The organism is Stutzerimonas tarimensis, from assembly GCF_042648805.1.
Classification (GTDB): Bacteria; Pseudomonadota; Gammaproteobacteria; order Pseudomonadales; family Pseudomonadaceae; genus Azomonas; species Azomonas tarimensis.
Window position 1 is genome coordinate 105,848 of sequence record NZ_JBHRXZ010000003.1, and the last position, 17,641, is coordinate 123,488.

Below are 17,641 nucleotides of genomic sequence, written 5' to 3' on the forward strand. Positions count from 1 at the left end.
GGTAGCGAAGGGAAAGTGCCATCAGTGCTACAGGCCGTCAGTCTTCGGCCTTTCCAAAGCGGTTCGTCAGGCGCTGGAGGCGGAGGATTCCACCTCCCTCGCATGGCTCATCAGGGCAGGGTAGAACTGACGGAAATCCTCGCTGAGCGGCAGGTACAGTCGTTCGAGGTCAGCCATTCCAGCGATCAGCGCCTCGGGGCGCGACAGTCGCCGGCTCATGTTGGCCAGCACCTGTTCCAGCACCTTGAAGTCCCGGTAACTGCCAAGCCAGTCGTGACGTGCCATGCGCGGGGCAATGTCGGCGAGCTTGCCGGGCAGGGCGGGTTGCGCCAGCAGCAGGCGGTACATGCGAGATGTGAAGGTCCCCAGTGGCTCGTCAGCGTATTCAGCCCAATCGCGGGCCAGGCAGTGGTCGAAAAACAGGTCGATCAGAATGCCGGCGTAGCGGCGGCGAGCGCCAGGAAAGCGGCTGCGGGCATGAAGAACCAAGGAGTGGGTATCGGTAAAGGCGTCGATTCGCCGGTGCAGGCGGATACCCCGTTCGATGGGCGCCGGCCAGGCGCCACGAAGCGGCCCCTTGACGAAATCTCCGTAGAGGCCGCCGAGCTGCGCGTCCGGCTCGGGGCCGGCCAGGTGCAGGTGAGCGAGGTAATTCATGCGGACGCCTGACTTCGTTGATTGAGGGCTTAAGTCTTTGTAGTTGACCTGCGTCACCCTGCCGGATCTGCACAATTAGGATACTGCGTCGGTTCCCCTGTGAGGTTCAACCCATGCGCCGCGATCCGATTGTGCTGTTCGATAACGGTACACACCAATGTGTGATGTTCGATAACCTGGTTACCGGCGACGGGGTGCAATCCAACCAGTTCCTGATCACCGACAACGAGCAATACCTGTTGCTCGATCCGGGTGGCGACCTCACCTATACGCCGCTTTCCCTGGAGTTGTCCAAGCATATTCCGGTTCAGGACCTGACCTACATCTTCGCCTCGCACCAGGACCCGGACATCATCGCCTCGCTGGACAAGTGGCTCCTGCATACGCGCTGCAAGGTGATCTGCTCCAAGCTCTGGGCCAGATTCCTGCCTCACCTGACCGCCAACTACCTGGCTGTAAGCCACGGCATCTCCACCTATGACCGAGTTATCGCCCTGCCTGACCGCGGCATGACCTTTCCCCTGGGGCGCAGCAAGCTGTGCGCGGTGCCGGCGCACTTCCTGCACTCGGTGGGCAACTTCCATCTCTACGATCCGGTTTCCAAGATCCTGTTCTCCGGGGACATGGGCGCCAGTCTGGTGGACGACGCCTCGGCCGTGAAGGATTTCAGCAGCCACATCCAGTACATGGACGGCTTCCATCGCCGCTACATGGCAAGCAACAACGCCTGCCGTCTATGGGTGAACATGGTGCGCAAGATGGACGTCGAGATGATCGTGCCACAGCACGGCCGATCCTTTGTCGGCAAGGAAATGATCAACGCGTTTCTGGACTGGGTGGAAACGCTCGAGTGCGGCCTGGACGTGCTGACCCAGGACGACTACACGCTGCCGCGTCTGGGAGCATGAACGTCTTGCGACAAACCGGATGGGAACTCGGCTCGGTTTGTCAAAGCCTATAGCTGCAAGGCATCCTCCGAAGGTTGCCCGACTCCCGCCAGACGCGGGAGCGAGATTCAGCTCTGGAGGTTACATGCGCGGTATGCCAGTTGTGCGAGTCGTTCTGGCGGCTCGGGGTGAATTCTTCCGTCGGTGTCCGGTGGCCCAGCCGGGTCGCTGATGCGACGCTCCGGTTCTCTAGGCTGCGGGGAGTTCGCCGCTGTCCGCTGCAAAGGGCTGTCCGCATGAGAATCGCCGGTCCGGTTATGCCCTGGTGCGGCGGCAACCGCTATGAGCTGCTCATCGACGGGCCGGCATTCTTTCCCGTCATGCTGGAAGCCATCGGCCAAGCCAGGCACCGTGTCGATCTTGAGTTCTATCTTGTCGAGGATGGTGAGTGCGCCGAGCGCATGATAGCCGCGCTCACCGCCGCTGCAGCGCGAGGCGTACGCGTGCGCTGCCTGTTCGACGGTTTCGGTTGCTACAAGCTGGGCCAGCCGCAACGGGACCGTCTCGTGCAGGGCGGTATCGCGCTACGCTTCTACAACCCGCTGGCGTGGCGTCTGCGCTTTCGCAACCTGCACCGCGATCATCGCAAGATCCTGTTGGTCGACGACAGTATCGGTTTCACCGGCGGTGCCGGCATCACCGATGAGTTCTGGAACCCGCACAACGGGGACAACTACTGGCACGACGTGATGGTCGCCATGCGCGGGCCGATTCTTGAACACTGGCAGCGGTTGTTCGACGCCCAGTGGGCCCATTGCAATCATCGGCCAATCTGGGATTTTCCGCTGCCGCAGCGACCGCCGCGCCTGCCAGACGTACCCTTCGGCAGCCAGGGCATGGGCCGGGTCGCCTACGCTGCTGCGCGCCAGCACCGGGATATCCTGCACAGCCTGGCGCGGCATCTGACCCGCGCCAAGCGCCGAATCTATCTGGCCACGCCTTACTTTCTTCCGCCGGGCAAGGTCCGCCGGGCATTGATGCGCGCGGCGCGGCGGGGCGTAGAGGTGCGGCTGCTGCTGACCAGTCACCACACCGACAACCCGCCAGTGCGCTACGCGGGACACCGCCACTATCCCCGCCTGTTGCGCGCCGGCGTGCGCATCCATGAATACCAGCCGCACTTCCTGCACATGAAAATGGCCCTGGTGGACGACTGGGTCAGCCTTGGCTCGTGCAACTTCGATCATTGGAATCTACGCTGGAATCTGGAGGCAAACCTCGAGGCCGTCGACCCCGAGCTGGCAACGCAGGTGGCAAGCTGCTTTTCCCGCGACTTCGCCGAGAGTCGAGAAATCACCCTTGAACACTGGCGCACCCGTTCACTGTTGAAGCGGGTCAACCATGGCTTCTGGGGCTGGCTCGACCGCAGCATCTCGAGCTTCATGGGGCGCTGATAGGCTGTAGCTGATCGCTTGTAATAGCCGGCTGCTACCCGCCATCGGCGAACCCGGCGCATGCTGGCCCTTCACCCCAGATCCAGGAGAAAACCCATGGCTGCCAAGAAAATCCTGATGCTCGTCGGCGACTATGTCGAGGACTACGAAACCATGGTGCCCTTTCAGGCCCTGCTGATGGTTGGCCACACCGTTCATGCGGTGTGCCCGGGCAAGAAGGCCGGCGACAGCGTGCGTACGGCGATTCACGATTTCGAGGGCGATCAGACCTACAGCGAGAAGCCGGGCCACAATTTCGCCTTGAATTTCGATTTCAGCGACGTGCGCGCCGAGGACTATGACGGTCTGCTGGTGCCGGGCGGCCGAGCGCCGGAGTACCTGCGCCTGAACCCTGAAGTGCTGGCGCTGGTGCAGGCCTTCGACCGCGACAAGAAACCGATCGCCGCGGTCTGTCATGGCCCGCAGCTTCTGGCGGCGGCCGGCATCCTCGAAGGTCGCCAGTGCAGCGCCTACCCGGCCTGTGCGCCCGAGGTGAAGCTTGCCGGGGGCAGCTATGCGGAGGTTCCAATCGATCAGGCCCACACTGACGGCAACCTGGTCACCGCCCCGGCCTGGCCGGCGCATCCGGCCTGGCTGGCGGGTTTCCTCGTGCTGTTGGGTACCAGGATTACCTTGTGAACCGCACGGCGACACGGTGGCTGGCCGCCGTCGTCGCCGACTGTTACGGAGCCCCGATCATGTGTGAGTTGTACGTCAAGGCCGACCCTATTCTGTACGAGTGTCGCTCACGGTCGTTGCGCATACGCGGCGTGGTGACCACGCTGCGTCTGGAAAACCAGTTCTGGGACATCCTGCAGCAGATCGCCGAAACCGACGGCATGAGCACAAACCAGCTGATCACCAAACTCTACGATGAAGTCATGGAGTACCGTGGCGAAGTCGTGAACTTCGCCTCGTTTCTTCGGGTGAGCTGCACACGTTTTCTGGCCCAGCGACGCGACAAGGTCGTGACCCACCCGCGTGCCGTGGCGGGCGCGAGCGCCTAGCGGTACATCCAGAAGTTGGGGTGTTCCGCGGGCTCAGTGGCTGGTTGTGCGGGGGCGTCGGCGCTGACGAGGCGTTTGATCATCGACATGCTGTTCTCCTGGGGGTTGGGACTGGCTCCGATGATGGTTCCCCGAGGCGCGCCGCAACAGTCGATTATCGCTATGGCGCCGATAGCCGCTGCGTCTGCTCTCAGCTGACCTGCGTGATCCAGTCGTTCAGGTTGTAGTGGTTGCTGACCCTGACTATCTTCCCGTCGCGCAGCTCGAAGAAGGCCCCGGCAGGCAGGACATAGGTCTGGCCGCTGGCGGGAGGCAACCCTTCGTCGTCGGCCAGGTACTCGCCGTGTACCACGAACTCGGCCGCCGCACGGCTGCCGTCCTCATTGCTCATGATGACCATGTCGGTCAGTCGTTCGCGGTAGCAACGGTTCATATGCCCCATGAATGTCTCGAAGGCTCCTTTGCCGACCTGGCGCTCGCCCTGGTTGATGTCATGGACCACGTCGTCGCCGAGCAGGGCGAGAAACCTCTGCATGTCGCCGGCATTGAAAGCATCGTAGTAGGCCTTGATCAGGTCGCGGGTAGGCATGTGGACGGCTCCTGTGATCGGATGGGAAACAGTTCGGCATGATAGGGTTTCGGCTGCAGGCTGGCACTTCCACCAGCGACTTCCTTGATTGGCAAAAACGGCAGACCGATGCAGATCGAACTCGTCCACGGCGCGGCCATCGCGCCCTACGTGAATGCCCTGGCTGACCTGCGCATCCGGGTATTCCGCGAATTTCCCTATCTATACGACGGCGATCCGCAGTACGAACGTCGCTACCTCTCGACCTATGCCGATTCGGCCGAGAGCCTGTTCGTTCTGGCGATCGACGGGGATCGTGTGATCGGAGTCTCCACCGGGTTACCGCTGGCAGATGAGACCGAAGCGTTCCAGCGACCTTTCGTCGAGCAAGGTCATGTCGCTGACAGCGTCTTTTACTTCGGTGAGTCGGTGCTGCTGCCGACCTACCGGGGGCGAGGTCTGGGTGTGCGCTTTTTCGAGGCGCGAGAGGGTTATGCTCGGCGGTTGGGTCGCTTTCGCTGGTGCGCTTTCTGTGCGGTGGAGCGCCCGGGCGACCATCCGTTACGCCCCGCCGGCTATCAGCCGCTGCATGCCTTCTGGGCCAGGCGTGGCTATCATCCCCAGCCAGGCTTGCGCACCGAGTTCAGCTGGAAGGACGTCGATCACACCGAGGAGACTGCCAAGCCGATGTCGTTCTGGTTGAAGGAACTCGCTCCATGATTCGTCTGGCCGCCTGTCAGTACGCCATCGAGCTGCACGAGAGCTTCGACGCTTATGCCTGCCACCTCGAGCGCCTGTGTCGGGATGCCGTGGAGCAGGGGGCGCAATTGCTGCTGCTGCCCGAATATGCCGGGCTGGTGCTCAGCGGGGCGCTGGACAGCGTGCAGCGCAGCGATCTGCTCTGCTCCATCGAAGGCATTCAGGCGTTGGTGGAGCCCTGGTTCGAGTTGTGCCAGGGGTTGGCGCGGCAATGGGGTGTCGTTCTGCAGCCCGGCTCGATTCCGATAAGGAAGGCCGGCGAGTTTCGCAACCGCGCATGGCTGTTTGGTCCGGATGGTTGTCTCGGCTATCAGGACAAGTTGATCATGACCCGCTTCGAGCGCGAGAACTGGTGTATCCAGGGCGGCACCGGCCTGCGCGCGTTCGACACGCCGCTGGGCCGCCTGGGAATCCTCATTTGCTACGACAGTGAATTCCCCATGCTCGCCCGCAAGCTGGCAGAGCAGGGCGTGGATCTGATTCTGGTGCCCAGTTGCACCGACACCGAAGCGGGTTATCACCGCGTGCGTATTGGCTGCCAGGCGCGCGCTCTGGAAAATCAGCTTGCGGTGCTGCAGTCGCCGACCGTCGGGCTGGCGCCCTGGTCACCCGCGCTGGATGAGAACCACGGCCGCGCTGGATTGTTCGTGCCACCCGACTATGGCATGCCCAGCGATGGAGTCGTGGCCCTTAGCGCTGATGGCTGCCCGTGCGACAGTCGATGGCTGATCTCCGACCTCGATCTGGACGCGGTTCGCCGGGTGCATCAACAGGGGCAGGTTTTCACTCGTCGAGACTGGCCTGAGCAGTTCGATCCCTCGCGTCTGGCGCTCTAGCACAGCGTCTCGTCGGACCTGGCGCAACTAGTGCTCGCCCGGATTGCCATAGCTTCACGTCCTTGCCGCAGCCAGCGGCTGCCGTCCTGGCGGGAGCCGGCTGGAGGCCGGACGGAACGGGAGATCCTGGCAGGGGCGGCCGGGCAGTCCGACGCGTGTCCTGCGCGCCGGTGATGATCGTGAGTGAGGCGACATCGAATGCGGTCCAGAGCAATCATTGCGGGCATTTTGAGTTTTTCCCTGTTGTTCACCCTGGTGGCGGTGTTGCTGAATACCCTGCACCAGGGTGCCACCAGCGTGGGCCAGTTGATGGCCTACTCGCTGATCTGGGTGGTGCCCGGGTACATCGCCTCCCATCTGTCGGGGAGCCGGGCCTTGCTGCATGGCGCGGTAACCGGAGTGGTCATTGGCATCGCCTCGGCGTTCGGCATTGTTGCCGCCCTCGATCCGCCTGATGGGATGCCGGTCAGCGAGCCGGAGGTGTTTCTGGGTGTGATAATCGCCGCAACCCTGCTGAGCGCGCTGGGTGCGCTGATCGGGCGCTTTCACCTGATGCGTTCGTAGGGCGGCTGTGGCTTCTCAGACAAACCGACCGGCATGAAAAAAGCCCGGCGTGAGGCCGGGCTTTTGGGATGACGCCGGGTGGGTTTATTTCACTTCCACCGCCAGGCTTTCGGCAATCTTCTTCTGCCAGATCGCCGGCCCGGTGTTGTGCACCGACTCGCCCTTGGTATCGACCGCCACGGTGACGGGCATGTCCTTCACGTCGAACTCGTAGATCGCTTCCATGCCCAGTTCAGGGAAGGCGACGGTCTGCGAGGCCTTGATCGCCTGGGCGACCAGATAAGCAGCGCCGCCGACGGCCATCAGGTAAACCGCCTTGTTGTCCCTGATCGCCTCGATGGCGATCGGGCCGCGCTCGGACTTGCCGATCATGCCCAGCAGGCCCGTGCTTTCAAGGATCTGACGGGTGAACTTGTCCATGCGGGTGGCGGTAGTGGGGCCGGCCGGGCCAACCACTTCGTCGCCCACCGGATCGACCGGACCGACGTAATAGATGAAGCGGCCCTTGAGGTCCACCGGCAGCTCTTCGCCCTGGTTCAGCATGTCCACCATGCGCTTGTGCGCGGCGTCACGGCCGGTGAGCATCTTGCCGTTGAGCAGCAGGGTCTCGCCCGGTTGCCAGGCGGCGACCTCTTCGGGGGTGACGGTGTTCAGGTCCACGCGACGCGCGCTCGGGCCCGCCTCCCAGACGATTTCCGGGTAGGCATCCAGCGGCGGGGCTTCCAGCGACGCCGGGCCGGAGCCATCAAGGACGAAGTGGGCGTGACGGGTGGCGGCGCAGTTGGGGATCATGCACACCGGCAGGGAGGCTGCGTGGGTCGGGTAGTCCATGATCTTCACGTCGAGCACGGTGGTCAGGCCGCCCAGGCCCTGGGCGCCGATGCCCAACTGGTTGACCTTCTCGAACAGCTCCAGGCGCATCTCCTCGATGCGGTTCTGCGGGCCGCGGGCCTTCAGTTCATGAATGTCGATGGGCTCCATCAGGACTTCCTTAGCCATCACCGCGGCCTTCTCGGCCGTACCGCCGATGCCGATGCCAAGCATGCCCGGCGGGCACCAGCCGGCGCCCATGGTCGGCACGGTCTTCAGCACCCAGTCGACGATGGAGTCGGACGGGTTCAACATGGCCATCTTCGACTTGTTCTCGGAGCCGCCGCCCTTGGCCGCCACGTCCACTTCCACCTTGTCGCCCGGGACGATGGAGTAGTGGATGACCGCCGGGGTATTGTCCTTGGTATTCTTGCGGGCACCGGCCGGGTCGGCGAGGATCGAGGCGCGCAGGACGTTCTCCGGCAGGTTGTAGGCGCGACGCACGCCTTCGTTGATCATGTCGTCCAGACTCATGGTGGCGCCTTCCCAGCGCACGTCCATGCCGACCTTGACGAAAACGGTGACGATACCGGTGTCCTGGCAGATCGGCCGGTGTCCGGTGGCGCACATCCGCGAGTTGATCAGGATCTGGGCCATGGAATCACGGGCGGCGGGAGATTCCTCGCGCAGGTACGCCTCGTGCATCGCCTGAATGAAGTCCACGGGGTGGTAGTAGGAAATGAACTGGAGAGCATCGGCGACGCTTTGTATCAGGTCTTCCTGCTTGATCACGGTCATGCAACGCGTCCTCTTGACGGGGCTGGTACGGCGAGTGCGAGCGCCTGTTTGCCCGCTGACTCGACAAAATCGGCGCGGCAGTATAACCCGGCTGGCCTGGGCGAAAAGCCAAAGTACTGGTCTGTTAGTCCAAAGGGAGGACATGGTGCCTGATCGGGAGTCTTCATGCCTGAGTTGAGTTGTCAGGGGCGCCGCTGGACGGTGCCGCAGGGCGCCAACCTGCTCGATGCGCTGCTGCAGGCGGGCATCGAGGTGCCCTATGGCTGTCGCGCCGGAAGCTGCCAGAGCTGTCAGGTGCGCTGCGTGGCCGGTGTGCCTGAGGATGCCCGACCCGAGGCCCTGGATGCAGCACGCCGGGCCCAGGGCTGGCGGCTGGCTTGCCAGTGCCGGTTGTCCGGTGATCTCGAAGTGGACGATCCACAACAGGCTGGCACTGCCGCGGGGGTAGATGACCTGACCTGGCTGGGGGGAGAGGTGCTGCGCCTGAGACTGGTGCCGGAACGACCCTTGGCGTACCGCGCCGGGCAGCAACTGGTACTCAGGCTGGGGGAAACCGCGCGCCCCTGCTCGTTGGCCAGCCTGCCCGGCGAGGGACCCTGGCTGGAGTTTCATCTGGCCTGTGCGCATGCCGGCGCTTTCTGTGACGGCGCGCGGCGGTTGAAACCTGGTGATCGGCTTGAGTTGGGTGCGTTGATCGATGGCGCGTTGCATTACGATCCGACCTGGACCGACCAACCATTATTGCTGCTTGCCCATGGAATCGGCCTGGCACCCTTGTGGGCCGTTCTGCGGGAGGCCCTGCGCCAGGGCCACAGCGGGCCGATCAGGCTGTTGCAAATGGGAGCGCATTACCTGGCCGAGCCGCTCGCCGACCTTGCGCAGGTGCATGGGACGCTTCAGGTCGAGCTGCTCGAGGGCGAAGAGCTTCCTCCCGGCTTCAGGATGACGCGGAGGACCATCGCGCTGGTGTGCGGGCATCGTGCTTTTGCCGAGGCCTGTGCGAAACGCCTGTTCCTCGCGGGCGTGCCGCGAGGCCAGGTATTCGTCGAAGCCTTTGCCGATGATGCTGGCGACAGCTGAACGCAAGCCGGATCGATCAGACGAGTGTGTCGCCTACCCGCAGGATTTTCATGGTGTTGGTGCCACCGGTACCGTGGTAGCTGTCGCCCTTGGTCAGGACCACCCAGTCGCCCGCTTCCAGAACGCCGCGCTTGCACAGTTCGTCCACGGCAGCCTGGCTGACCTTGTCGGCCGGCATCGACAGGGGGTTGAACGGAATGGTCTGGACGCCACGAAACAGCGCGACCCGAGCCTGGGTGACCCGGTTCGGGCTGAAGGCGAAGATCGGCACCGCCGAGCGCAGGCGCGACATGATCAGTGGCGTATAGCCGCTCTCGGTAAGGCTGATGATCGCCTTGACGCCCGGGAAGTGGTTGGCCGTGTACATGGCCGCCAGGGCAGCGGACTCATCGCAGCGCTTGAACTGATGGCCCAGGCGGTGGCTGGACTTGATGCTGGTGGGGTGCTTTTCAGCGCCCAGGCAGATCCGCGCCATGGCCTTGATCGCCTCGACCGGGTATTCGCCGGCGGCGCTTTCCGCGGACAGCATGACTGCGTCGGTGTTGTCCAGCACCGCGTTGGCCACGTCGGACACTTCCGCGCGGGTCGGCATCGGACTGCTGATCATTGATTCCATCATCTGGGTCGCCACGATCACCGTCTTGTTGTTGCGACGGGAGTGAAGAATGATCTTTTTCTGGATGCCGATGAGTTCGGCGTCGCCGATCTCCACACCGAGGTCGCCGCGGGCGACCATGACGCCGTCACTGGCGCAGATCAGCGCGTCGAGGGTCTCGTCGTCGGCGACCGCCTCGGCGCGTTCGATCTTGGCGACCAGCCAGGCATTCGACCCGGCTTCGTCGCGCAGGCGGCGGGCCAGTTCCATGTCGGCAGCGTCACGCGGGAAGGATACCGCGAGGTAATCCAGCTCCAGTTCGGCGGCCAGCTTGATGTCGGTCTTGTCCTTGGTGGTCAGGGCAGGCGCCGTGAGGCCGCCACCGCGACGGTTGATGCCCTTGTGGTCGGACAGCGGCCCGCCGATCAGTACGGTGCAGTGCAGTTCATCGGCAGTGGTGGAGTCGACTCGCATCACCACCCGGCCATCATCGAGCAGCAGTTCGTCGCCCACGCCGCAATCCTTCACCAGGTCGGGGTAATCGATCCCCACGACTTCCTGGGTTCCGGCTTCGCGGGGGTGGGTGACCGAAAAGCGGAAGTGGTCGCCTTCCTTGAGTTCGATGCGCTTGTCTGTGAACTTGGCGATGCGGATCTTGGGACCCTGCAGATCACCGAGCAGGGCGACGAAGCGGCCATGGCGTGCAGCGAGGTCGCGCACCAGTTGGGCGCGGGCGCGGTGCTCGTCTGGCGTGCCATGGGAGAAGTTGAGGCGGGCCACATCCAGCCCGGCGAGGATCATCTTTTCCAGCACCTCGGGCGAGTTGCTGGCTGGACCGAGGGTGGCGACTATCTTGGTGCGACGCGAGGTCATGCAGGGACTCCTTGTGGATATGCCCGGAGGCTACTACGGCCTATCCCTGTAGTCATCGCCGCGCGGGCACTACTCTTTTGCGTGCCTCATCGGGGGACCGGCGAGCCTTCAGAAAAGCCCCGCCTGGTCGATAGCGAGAGAGCGGAGGAACCCCCACATGCGCATCCCCCTGATCTTGATCCTTACCCTGTCCACCCTTGGCTGCAGCGGCCGCGGGGCGGCCGATCGTTATCTCGACGAGGCATACCGCCACTACGCGGCGGACAACTGCGAGAAGACGGCCCTGGCGTTGTCGCAGGCCGAGCGAATGCTGCGCTCGGGCAATCCGGTGCAGTCGGAAATTTCATTGCTGCGCGGACACTGCCTGGAACGGCAGATGCTCTATGTCGACGCGGCACAGACCTACCTGTTCATCCAGTCCCGCTATCCAGCTACCGAATACGCATACCGCGCCCGCGCCCGGCTGGAGACGCTGCGGCAACTGGGACATTACCAGGAGGGCACGCCGGCCCTGGCTCATCCTGTGGGTCGTTGAGTGGTCAGGGGCGAATCTCGATCAGGGTGCCGTCGCGTACCAGCGACCAGACTTCGCGCATGTCGGCGTTGGTCAGGGCGATGCAGCCTTCGGTCCAGTCCAGGGTGTGGAAGAACCACTCGGGATACTCATCGTCCACCGGCGTGCCGTGCAGCATGATCATGTTGCCGGGACTCACCCCGGCTGCCCGTGCCCGTTCGCGATCACGGGCGTTGGGGTAGGAGATGTGCATGGCCAGGTTGTAGTTCTCGCTCTTCTTGCGCCAGTCGAGCCAGTAGAAGCCTTCCGGTGTGCGCTGGTCTCCTTCGCGCTGCTTGTGACCGACGGGCTGCTTGCCGAGCGACACCCTATAGCTCTTCAGCGTCTCACCGCGGCTGACCAGATGCAGCTGGCGCTCGGACTTGATCACCAGGACCTTGTCGATCAGGCGCCCCTGGAGAGACGAGGCGGGCGCACTGGCCTGTGCGAAGGGGACGAATGCCAGGCACAACAGGACGAGCAGGCAGCGCATGAAGGGGGACTTCCTGGAAAAAGGGGGGCTAGGGTGTGGACTTGACCATCGGTGTCAGGGCTTCGTTACGGATGGGAAACACCTGTTCCTGTTTATCGGCAAAAAAGCATTCCAGGGTGCGACCGACAGTCGGAAAGGCGAGCTCCGGCCAGGGGATTTCGGCCTGCCGGAACAGGCGCACCTCCAGGCTTTCGCTGCCGGCGGCAAAATCCAGGTCCGCCAGTTCGGCGCGAAAGAACATGTACACCTGGTTGATGTGCGGCAGATCGAACAGCGTATAGAGCTGCAAGTCGCGCACCCGCGCACAGGCTTCCTCGAACGTCTCGCGCTCGGCAGCCTGCTGCAGGGTTTCGCCATTTTCCATGAAGCCGGCCGGCAGGGTCCAGTAGCCCAGGCGCGGTTCGATGGCGCGACGGCAAAGCAGCACCTGTTCGTGCTGCCAAACCGGGACGCAACCGGCGACGATGCGCGGGTTCTCGTAATGGACTGTTTCACATTCAAGGCAGACATGACGCGGCCGGTTGTCGCCGTCCGGTACCTGCCAACTGACGGTGCTTCCACACCTGTTGCAGAATTTCATGGTTTACCCTCGTCAGGCGCCTGTTCATCTTGGCTCGCGCTCGCCGAGGCGGCAAGCGGCTGGGGTTGGGCGGTTCGGCGTTTTCATGCCATGATGCCTAAAACCCACACGAGAGATTGCATGCTGGACGAGATCATCCGTCGCGTGCGCAGTTACTCGCCGCGCCTGTTGCCGCACGATCCACGCCTGCCCGAGGCGGCCGTGTTGATGCCCATCACCCGGAGCAGCGATCCCGAGCTGATCCTTACGCTGCGCGCCAGCGGTCTGTCGACCCACGGCGGCGAGGTGGCCTTTCCTGGAGGTCGGCGCGACCCGGAGGATTCCGATCTGGTAGCCACGGCACTGCGCGAATCGGCAGAGGAGGTCGGTCTCCCACCGGGCATGGTCGAGGTGGTTGGTCCGCTGAGCAGCGTGGTGTCGCGCTACGGTATCCATGTCACGCCCATCGTCGGGCTGGTGCCCGATTACATGGAATACCACGCCAATGCCTCGGAGATTGCCGCGGTGTTTTCCGTGCCGCTGTCTTTTTTCTGCCAGAACCCGCGCGAGTGCACCCACCGTCTCGATCATCAAGGCAAGAGCTGGTACGTGCCTTGCTATCGCTATGACAACTACAAGATCTGGGGCCTTACCGCGATGATGATCATCGAGCTGGTCAACCTGGTCTACGATGCCGGCATCGAGTTGCAGCGCCCCACCGACTCCTTCATCGACCTGAGGTCCCCTTCATGAAATACCGTCTGGGCGATGCCCAAGTGGAAGCCCACCCCGCCAGCTGGATCGCCCCGAGTGCAAGCCTGGTCGGCAAGGTACGCCTGGAGGCGGGCGCGAGCGTCTGGTTTGGCACGGTGCTGCGCGGCGACAACGAACTGATCCATGTCGGCGAGAACAGCAACGTGCAGGACGGTACCGTGATGCACACCGACATGGGCCATCCGCTGACCCTGGGCAAGGGCGTGACCGTCGGCCACAACGCCATGCTGCACGGCTGCGAAGTGGGTGACTACAGCCTGATCGGCATCAATGCGGTGATCCTCAACGGAGTCAAGATCGGCAGGCATTGTCTGATCGGAGCCAATACGCTGATCCCAGAGGGCCGGGAAATTCCTGATGGCTCGCTGGTCATGGGCTCTCCAGGCAAGGTGGTCCGGCAGCTCAGCGAGGAGCAGATGCGCGGCCTCGAGGCCAGTGCCGAGCACTACGTGGCCAACGCCCGGCGCTATGCCAGCCAGCTGCAGGAACAGGAATGAGCGATCCCGACAAGGCGGTCAGGTCGCCCTGCGTCAGCCTCTGCGCCCTGGATGACGATGACATCTGCGTCGGCTGCCAGCGTACCGCCGCCGAGATCACCCGCTGGGGCCGCATGAGCAACGACGAGCGGCGCCAGGTGCTGCTGCGTTGCCATGAGCGCGCCCGTGAGCGCGGTCAGCTGTTCGGCTGATCAGGTCCGTCTTTCCTTCGTTTGTTTTCGATTTCTCGAGGTTGCTATGCCCCGTATTGGCACTCCGCTGTCATCCAGCGCCGTTCGTGTTCTGCTTTGTGGTTCCGGCGAGCTGGGCAAGGAAGTGGTCATCGAACTGCAACGGCTGGGCGTCGAGGTGATCGCCGTCGACCGCTATGCCCATGCCCCCGCGATGCAGGTGGCCCACCGCAGCCATGTGGTGGACATGCTCGACGGAGCCGCCTTGCGGGCGGTGATCGAGCGGGAGCAGCCGCACTACATCGTGCCGGAAATCGAGGCGCTCGCCACCGGCACCCTGGTCGAACTGGAGGCCGAGGGCTTTACCGTGATTCCCACCGCCAAGGCGGCCCAGCTGACGATGAATCGAGAGGGCATTCGCCGCCTAGCGGCCGAGGAGCTGGGCCTGCCGACCTCGCCTTATCACTTTGCCGACAGCCTCGAGGATTATCGGGCCGCTGTCGAAAAGCTCGGCTTTCCCTGTGTGGTCAAGCCCATCATGAGTTCGTCCGGCAAGGGACAGAGTCTTCTCAAGGGGGCGGAGGATGTGGAGCCAGCCTGGCGTTATGCCCAGGAAGGCGGCCGGGCTGGCAAGGGCCGGGTGATCGTCGAGGGCTTCATCGATTTCGATTACGAGATCACCCTGCTGACCGTGCGACACGTCGGCGGGACAGGTTTCTGTGCACCAGTGGGGCACCGCCAGGTCAAGGGCGATTATCAGGAATCCTGGCAACCGCAGGCCATGAGCCCCGCCGCGCTCGCCGAGTCCGAGCGCATCGCCCGCGCGGTCACCGAGGCGCTGGGGGGCCGCGGTCTGTTCGGTGTGGAGCTGTTCGTCAAGGGAGATCAGGTCTGGTTCAGCGAAGTGTCGCCGCGCCCACACGATACCGGGCTGGTAACCCTGATCTCTCAGGATCTGTCGGAGTTCGCCCTGCATGCGAGGGCGATTCTCGGGCTGCCCATCCCGCTGGTCCGCCAGCTGGGCCCTGCGGCGTCGGCCGTGGTACTGGTCGAGGGCGAGTCCGGTCAGGTGAGTTTCGGCAACCTGGCTGCGGCGCTGAGCGAGCCGGACACCGCGTTGCGGCTGTTTGGCAAGCCTGAGGTCAAGGGGCAGCGGCGGATGGGCGTGGCCCTGGCCCGTGACATCTCGACAGAGGCCGCGCGGGCCAAGGCGATGCGTGCCGCCGAGGCCATCAAGATCGAGCTCTAGTGGCCCGTGCGGTCAGTTGGTTAACTCACGTTCGGATGCTCGTGGTTCCGAGACAAGGCGTTGCGACGAGCCATGGCTGGGCTATGGCGACGAGCGGCAACGCAGTATCGGGGCCGTGAGCGCCGAAGTCGACTAACTGAACTAACCGCACAGGCCCCTAGCGCGGGTCGTCCGTCTCGGGCTGAGCCGCAATGGCCCAGGCCCGCACACTTTTCACGCGGTTGTCTGACGCCTGGAGAATCTCCAGGCGATAGCCCCCGACCTGCACGCAGACGCCGCTGTCGGGAATCTGCTCCAGCGCTTCGGTGATCAGGCCGTTGAGCGTCTTCGGGCCATCGACCGGCAGCTCCCAGCCCAGCGCCCGATTGATGTCGCGCAGGTAGGCCGCACCATCGATCACCAGCGTGCCGTCATCCTGGGGGTGGATATCCGGACTGCGCAGGGCGTCGTAGTTGCTGAACTCCCCGACGATTTCCTCGAGGATGTCTTCGAGGGTGACGATGCCGAGCACATCGCCATATTCGTCGACGACGATGGCAATACGGCGTTTCTGTTTCTGGAAGTTCACCAGCTGGGTCGACAGCGGTGTGTTCTCCGGCACGAAGTAGGGCTCCCGGCACGCCGCCAGCAAACCTTCCTTGGTCAGCTCGTCGTGGCTCAGCAGGCGGGCAATGTGGCGCATGTGCACCACGCCCTGAATCTGGTTGATGTCCTTGGTGAACACTGGCAGCCGGGTGTGTGGGGTGCTGCGCAATTGCGCGAGGATGGCGTCGATGTCATCGTCCAGATCGATTCCCGCGACCTCATTGCGCGGAATCATGATGTCATCGACCGTCACCTTCTCCAGGTCGAGGATCCCCAGCAGCATGTTCTGCCTGTTCAACGGGAGACCGCCGCCTGATTCGCGCACCACGCTGCGCAGTTCTTCGCTGGACAGGCTGTCCTGGCCCTGGTGGCTGGTATCGAAGCCGAGCATTCGCAGCAGGCCGTTGCTGATCCAGTTCAGTACGATGACCAGCGGGTAGAGCACGGTCTGCAGCAGCTTGAGCGGCAGGCTGAACGGGTAGGCGACGAGTTCGGGGCGCATCGCGGCGAGGGTCTTGGGGGTGATCTCGCCAAAGATCAGCAGGGCGATGGTCAGGCCGACAGTAGCAATCAGGATGCCGGCCTCGCCCCAGACCTGCATGGCCAGCACGGTGGCGATGGCCGATGCGAGGATGTTGACGAAGTTGTTGCCGACCAGGATGGTGCCGAGCAGTCGATCTGGTCGCTCCAGCAGGCGACTCGCCCGCAGTGCGCCGCGATGGCCTTCCTGGGCCTGGTGGCGCAGGCGGTAACGGTTGAGGCTGAGTAGCCCCGTTTCCGAACTCGAGAAGAACGACGAGCACAGCAGGAGAATGATCAGCAGGCCGATCTGCAGGGCTGGATGTAGGTGCTCCAAAGGGGCCGCCTCAGATATGCAGGATGAATTCGCGGACCAGCTTGCTGCCGAAGTACGCCAGCATCAACAGGCAGAAACCTGCGAGAGTCCAGCGGATGGCCGTATGCCCGCGCCAGCCCAGCTGGTGCCGGCCCCACAGCAGGAGACCGAAGACGGCCCAGGCAACCATGGAGAAAAAGGTCTTGTGGACCAGATGCTGGGCAAACAGGTCGTCAAGGAAGATCCAGCCGGTCAGCAGTGACGCGCAGAGCAGGATCCAGCCCGCCCAGAGAAAGCCGAACAGCAGGCTTTCCATGGTCTGCAGCGGCGGGAAGTTGCGGATCAAGCCCGCCGGGTGCTTGTGCTTGAGGTGATGGTCCTGCAGGTGCAGCAGCAGCGCCTGGAAGATGGCGATGGTGAACATGCCGTAGGCCAGGATCGACAGCAGGATGTGAGCGAGGATGCCGAACTGGTCGGTGATCACGGGCGCCGTGCCTGTAGGCGCGAACTCTGCGGCCAGCACCGTGAGGCTGCCAAGCGGGAACAGCAGCAACAGCAGGTTTTCCACCGGCATGCGGCGCAGCGCCATGAGGATCAGCAGGATCACGGCGCCAGCGATGAGGCTCGCCGCAGAGAAGAAGTCCAGGTGCAACCCGCTCGGCACCATCAACTGGTGGAACAGGCTGAAGCCATGGGCGATCAATGCCAGCGCACCCAGCACCAGCAGCAGACGCTTGTCCGGTGCGGTACGTTGCGCCAGGTGATAGCCCTGGTATCCGGTGGCCCCGGCGTAGAGGCAGGCGGCAGCGAGGCTGGGCAGCAGCGGGTGCATAATTCCTGGAAGCGAGCTGGAAAAGAGCTCGAGTGTGTCATAAACGTCAAGGCCGCAAAAGCGTCCTTGGCGCTGGCTGCAGAGGCTGCGCGGCGCCTCGCAATAAAACGCCGATGGTTGGGGTACCGGCCGGGGACCGCCAGCTTCTATAATCGCACCCCTCGGCA

At 63.7% G+C, this 17,641-nt stretch carries 21 protein-coding genes; 13 read left to right on the forward strand and 8 right to left on the reverse strand.

Features of this window, described 5'->3' with window-relative positions; genetic code table 11:
- Positions 1-66 precede the first annotated feature (66 nt).
- Positions 67-657: an acyl carrier protein phosphodiesterase gene (locus ACFOMF_RS02455; protein ID WP_386360863.1), complete on the reverse strand. Its 591-nt coding sequence runs from the start codon at positions 655-657 to the stop codon at positions 67-69.
- 113 nt (positions 658-770) lie between these two features.
- On the opposite strand from ACFOMF_RS02455, the gene ACFOMF_RS02460 reads away from it, so the two are divergent.
- The 4 genes from ACFOMF_RS02460 (at position 771) to ACFOMF_RS02475 (ending at position 4,044) form a co-directional block, all read left to right on the forward strand.
- Complete coding sequence (locus tag ACFOMF_RS02460; protein ID WP_386360865.1) at positions 771-1,565, forward strand: MBL fold metallo-hydrolase; 795 nt, start codon at positions 771-773, stop codon at positions 1,563-1,565.
- Between the two features lie 275 nt (positions 1,566-1,840).
- Positions 1,841-2,998 carry a phospholipase D-like domain-containing protein gene (locus tag ACFOMF_RS02465; RefSeq protein ID WP_386360867.1) on the forward strand — a complete coding sequence of 386 codons (1,158 nt, stop codon included), beginning with the start codon at positions 1,841-1,843 and terminating at the stop codon, positions 2,996-2,998.
- A gap of 96 nt (positions 2,999-3,094) precedes the next feature.
- Complete coding sequence (locus ACFOMF_RS02470; RefSeq protein WP_386360869.1) at positions 3,095-3,676, forward strand: DJ-1/PfpI family protein; 582 nt, start codon at positions 3,095-3,097, stop codon at positions 3,674-3,676.
- Positions 3,677-3,735: 59 nt separating this feature from the next.
- Positions 3,736-4,044 carry a ribbon-helix-helix domain-containing protein gene (locus ACFOMF_RS02475; RefSeq protein ID WP_386360871.1) on the forward strand — a complete coding sequence of 103 codons (309 nt, stop codon included), beginning with the start codon at positions 3,736-3,738 and terminating at the stop codon, positions 4,042-4,044.
- A gap of 190 nt (positions 4,045-4,234) precedes the next feature.
- Here ACFOMF_RS02475 and ACFOMF_RS02480 read toward each other — a convergent pair whose 3' ends face one another.
- Positions 4,235-4,633 carry a ketosteroid isomerase-related protein gene (locus tag ACFOMF_RS02480; RefSeq protein WP_386360873.1) on the reverse strand — a complete coding sequence of 133 codons (399 nt, stop codon included), beginning with the start codon at positions 4,631-4,633 and terminating at the stop codon, positions 4,235-4,237.
- Between the two features lie 108 nt (positions 4,634-4,741).
- On the opposite strand from ACFOMF_RS02480, the gene ACFOMF_RS02485 reads away from it, so the two are divergent.
- The 3 genes from ACFOMF_RS02485 (at position 4,742) to ACFOMF_RS02495 (ending at position 6,771) form a co-directional block, all read left to right on the forward strand.
- Positions 4,742-5,332, forward strand: coding sequence for a GNAT family N-acetyltransferase (locus ACFOMF_RS02485; protein ID WP_386360875.1), 591 nt, complete (start codon positions 4,742-4,744; stop codon positions 5,330-5,332).
- Positions 5,329-6,207 carry a carbon-nitrogen hydrolase family protein gene (locus ACFOMF_RS02490; RefSeq protein ID WP_386360877.1) on the forward strand — a complete coding sequence of 293 codons (879 nt, stop codon included), beginning with the start codon at positions 5,329-5,331 and terminating at the stop codon, positions 6,205-6,207. Before ACFOMF_RS02485 ends, ACFOMF_RS02490 begins: the two co-directional genes overlap by 4 nt.
- A gap of 198 nt (positions 6,208-6,405) precedes the next feature.
- Positions 6,406-6,771: a hypothetical protein gene (locus ACFOMF_RS02495; RefSeq protein WP_386360879.1), complete on the forward strand. Its 366-nt coding sequence runs from the start codon at positions 6,406-6,408 to the stop codon at positions 6,769-6,771.
- A gap of 84 nt (positions 6,772-6,855) precedes the next feature.
- Here the strand turns inward: ACFOMF_RS02495 and ACFOMF_RS02500 are convergent, their stop codons facing one another.
- On the reverse strand, positions 6,856-8,379 hold the full coding sequence (locus ACFOMF_RS02500; RefSeq protein WP_386360881.1) for a fumarate hydratase: 1,524 nt from the start codon (positions 8,377-8,379) through the stop codon (positions 6,856-6,858).
- Between the two features lie 165 nt (positions 8,380-8,544).
- On the opposite strand from ACFOMF_RS02500, the gene ACFOMF_RS02505 reads away from it, so the two are divergent.
- The gene (locus ACFOMF_RS02505) at positions 8,545-9,459 is read left to right on the forward strand and encodes an iron-sulfur-binding ferredoxin reductase (RefSeq protein ID WP_386360883.1); all 915 of its coding nucleotides are present in this window, start codon (positions 8,545-8,547) and stop codon (positions 9,457-9,459) included.
- Between the two features lie 16 nt (positions 9,460-9,475).
- On the opposite strand, the gene pyk is transcribed toward ACFOMF_RS02505, so the two are convergent.
- Positions 9,476-10,927, reverse strand: a complete 1,452-nt coding sequence (pyk, locus tag ACFOMF_RS02510; RefSeq protein ID WP_386360884.1) for a pyruvate kinase — start codon at positions 10,925-10,927, stop codon at positions 9,476-9,478.
- Positions 10,928-11,084: 157 nt separating this feature from the next.
- Here pyk and ACFOMF_RS02515 point away from each other — a divergent pair, with 157 nt between their 5' ends.
- A complete protein-coding gene (locus ACFOMF_RS02515) occupies positions 11,085-11,462 on the forward strand; it encodes a hypothetical protein (RefSeq protein WP_386360885.1) in 378 nt (125 codons plus the stop codon).
- 4 nt (positions 11,463-11,466) lie between these two features.
- On the opposite strand, the gene ACFOMF_RS02520 is transcribed toward ACFOMF_RS02515, so the two are convergent.
- Together ACFOMF_RS02520 and ACFOMF_RS02525 are read right to left on the reverse strand one after the other, a co-directional pair.
- Positions 11,467-11,973 carry a L,D-transpeptidase family protein gene (locus ACFOMF_RS02520; RefSeq protein WP_386360886.1) on the reverse strand — a complete coding sequence of 169 codons (507 nt, stop codon included), beginning with the start codon at positions 11,971-11,973 and terminating at the stop codon, positions 11,467-11,469.
- Positions 11,974-12,001: 28 nt separating this feature from the next.
- The gene (locus ACFOMF_RS02525) at positions 12,002-12,553 is read right to left on the reverse strand and encodes an NUDIX hydrolase (protein ID WP_386360887.1); all 552 of its coding nucleotides are present in this window, start codon (positions 12,551-12,553) and stop codon (positions 12,002-12,004) included.
- Between the two features lie 120 nt (positions 12,554-12,673).
- Between ACFOMF_RS02525 and ACFOMF_RS02530 the strand changes: the two genes are divergently transcribed.
- The 4 genes from ACFOMF_RS02530 to purT are packed head-to-tail and all read left to right on the forward strand — an operon-like array spanning position 12,674 to position 15,222.
- Positions 12,674-13,285 (forward strand): CoA pyrophosphatase, encoded by a 612-nt coding sequence (locus tag ACFOMF_RS02530; protein ID WP_386360888.1) that lies wholly within the window; start codon positions 12,674-12,676, stop codon positions 13,283-13,285.
- Positions 13,282-13,803, forward strand: a complete 522-nt coding sequence (locus tag ACFOMF_RS02535) for a gamma carbonic anhydrase family protein (RefSeq protein WP_386360889.1) — start codon at positions 13,282-13,284, stop codon at positions 13,801-13,803. Before ACFOMF_RS02530 ends, ACFOMF_RS02535 begins: the two co-directional genes overlap by 4 nt.
- Entirely contained in the window at positions 13,800-13,994 is a 195-nt protein-coding gene (locus ACFOMF_RS02540; protein ID WP_386360890.1) for a DUF1289 domain-containing protein, read from the forward strand. The genes ACFOMF_RS02535 and ACFOMF_RS02540 overlap by 4 nt, the downstream gene beginning before the upstream one ends.
- A gap of 46 nt (positions 13,995-14,040) precedes the next feature.
- Positions 14,041-15,222: a formate-dependent phosphoribosylglycinamide formyltransferase gene (gene purT, locus ACFOMF_RS02545; RefSeq protein ID WP_386360892.1), complete on the forward strand. Its 1,182-nt coding sequence runs from the start codon at positions 14,041-14,043 to the stop codon at positions 15,220-15,222.
- Between the two features lie 157 nt (positions 15,223-15,379).
- On the opposite strand, the gene ACFOMF_RS02550 is transcribed toward purT, so the two are convergent.
- A complete protein-coding gene (locus tag ACFOMF_RS02550) occupies positions 15,380-16,663 on the reverse strand; it encodes an HlyC/CorC family transporter (protein WP_386360893.1) in 1,284 nt (427 codons plus the stop codon).
- A gap of 10 nt (positions 16,664-16,673) precedes the next feature.
- Positions 16,674-17,474, reverse strand: coding sequence for a cytochrome C assembly family protein (locus tag ACFOMF_RS02555; protein WP_386360894.1), 801 nt, complete (start codon positions 17,472-17,474; stop codon positions 16,674-16,676).
- Positions 17,475-17,641 lie beyond the last annotated feature (167 nt).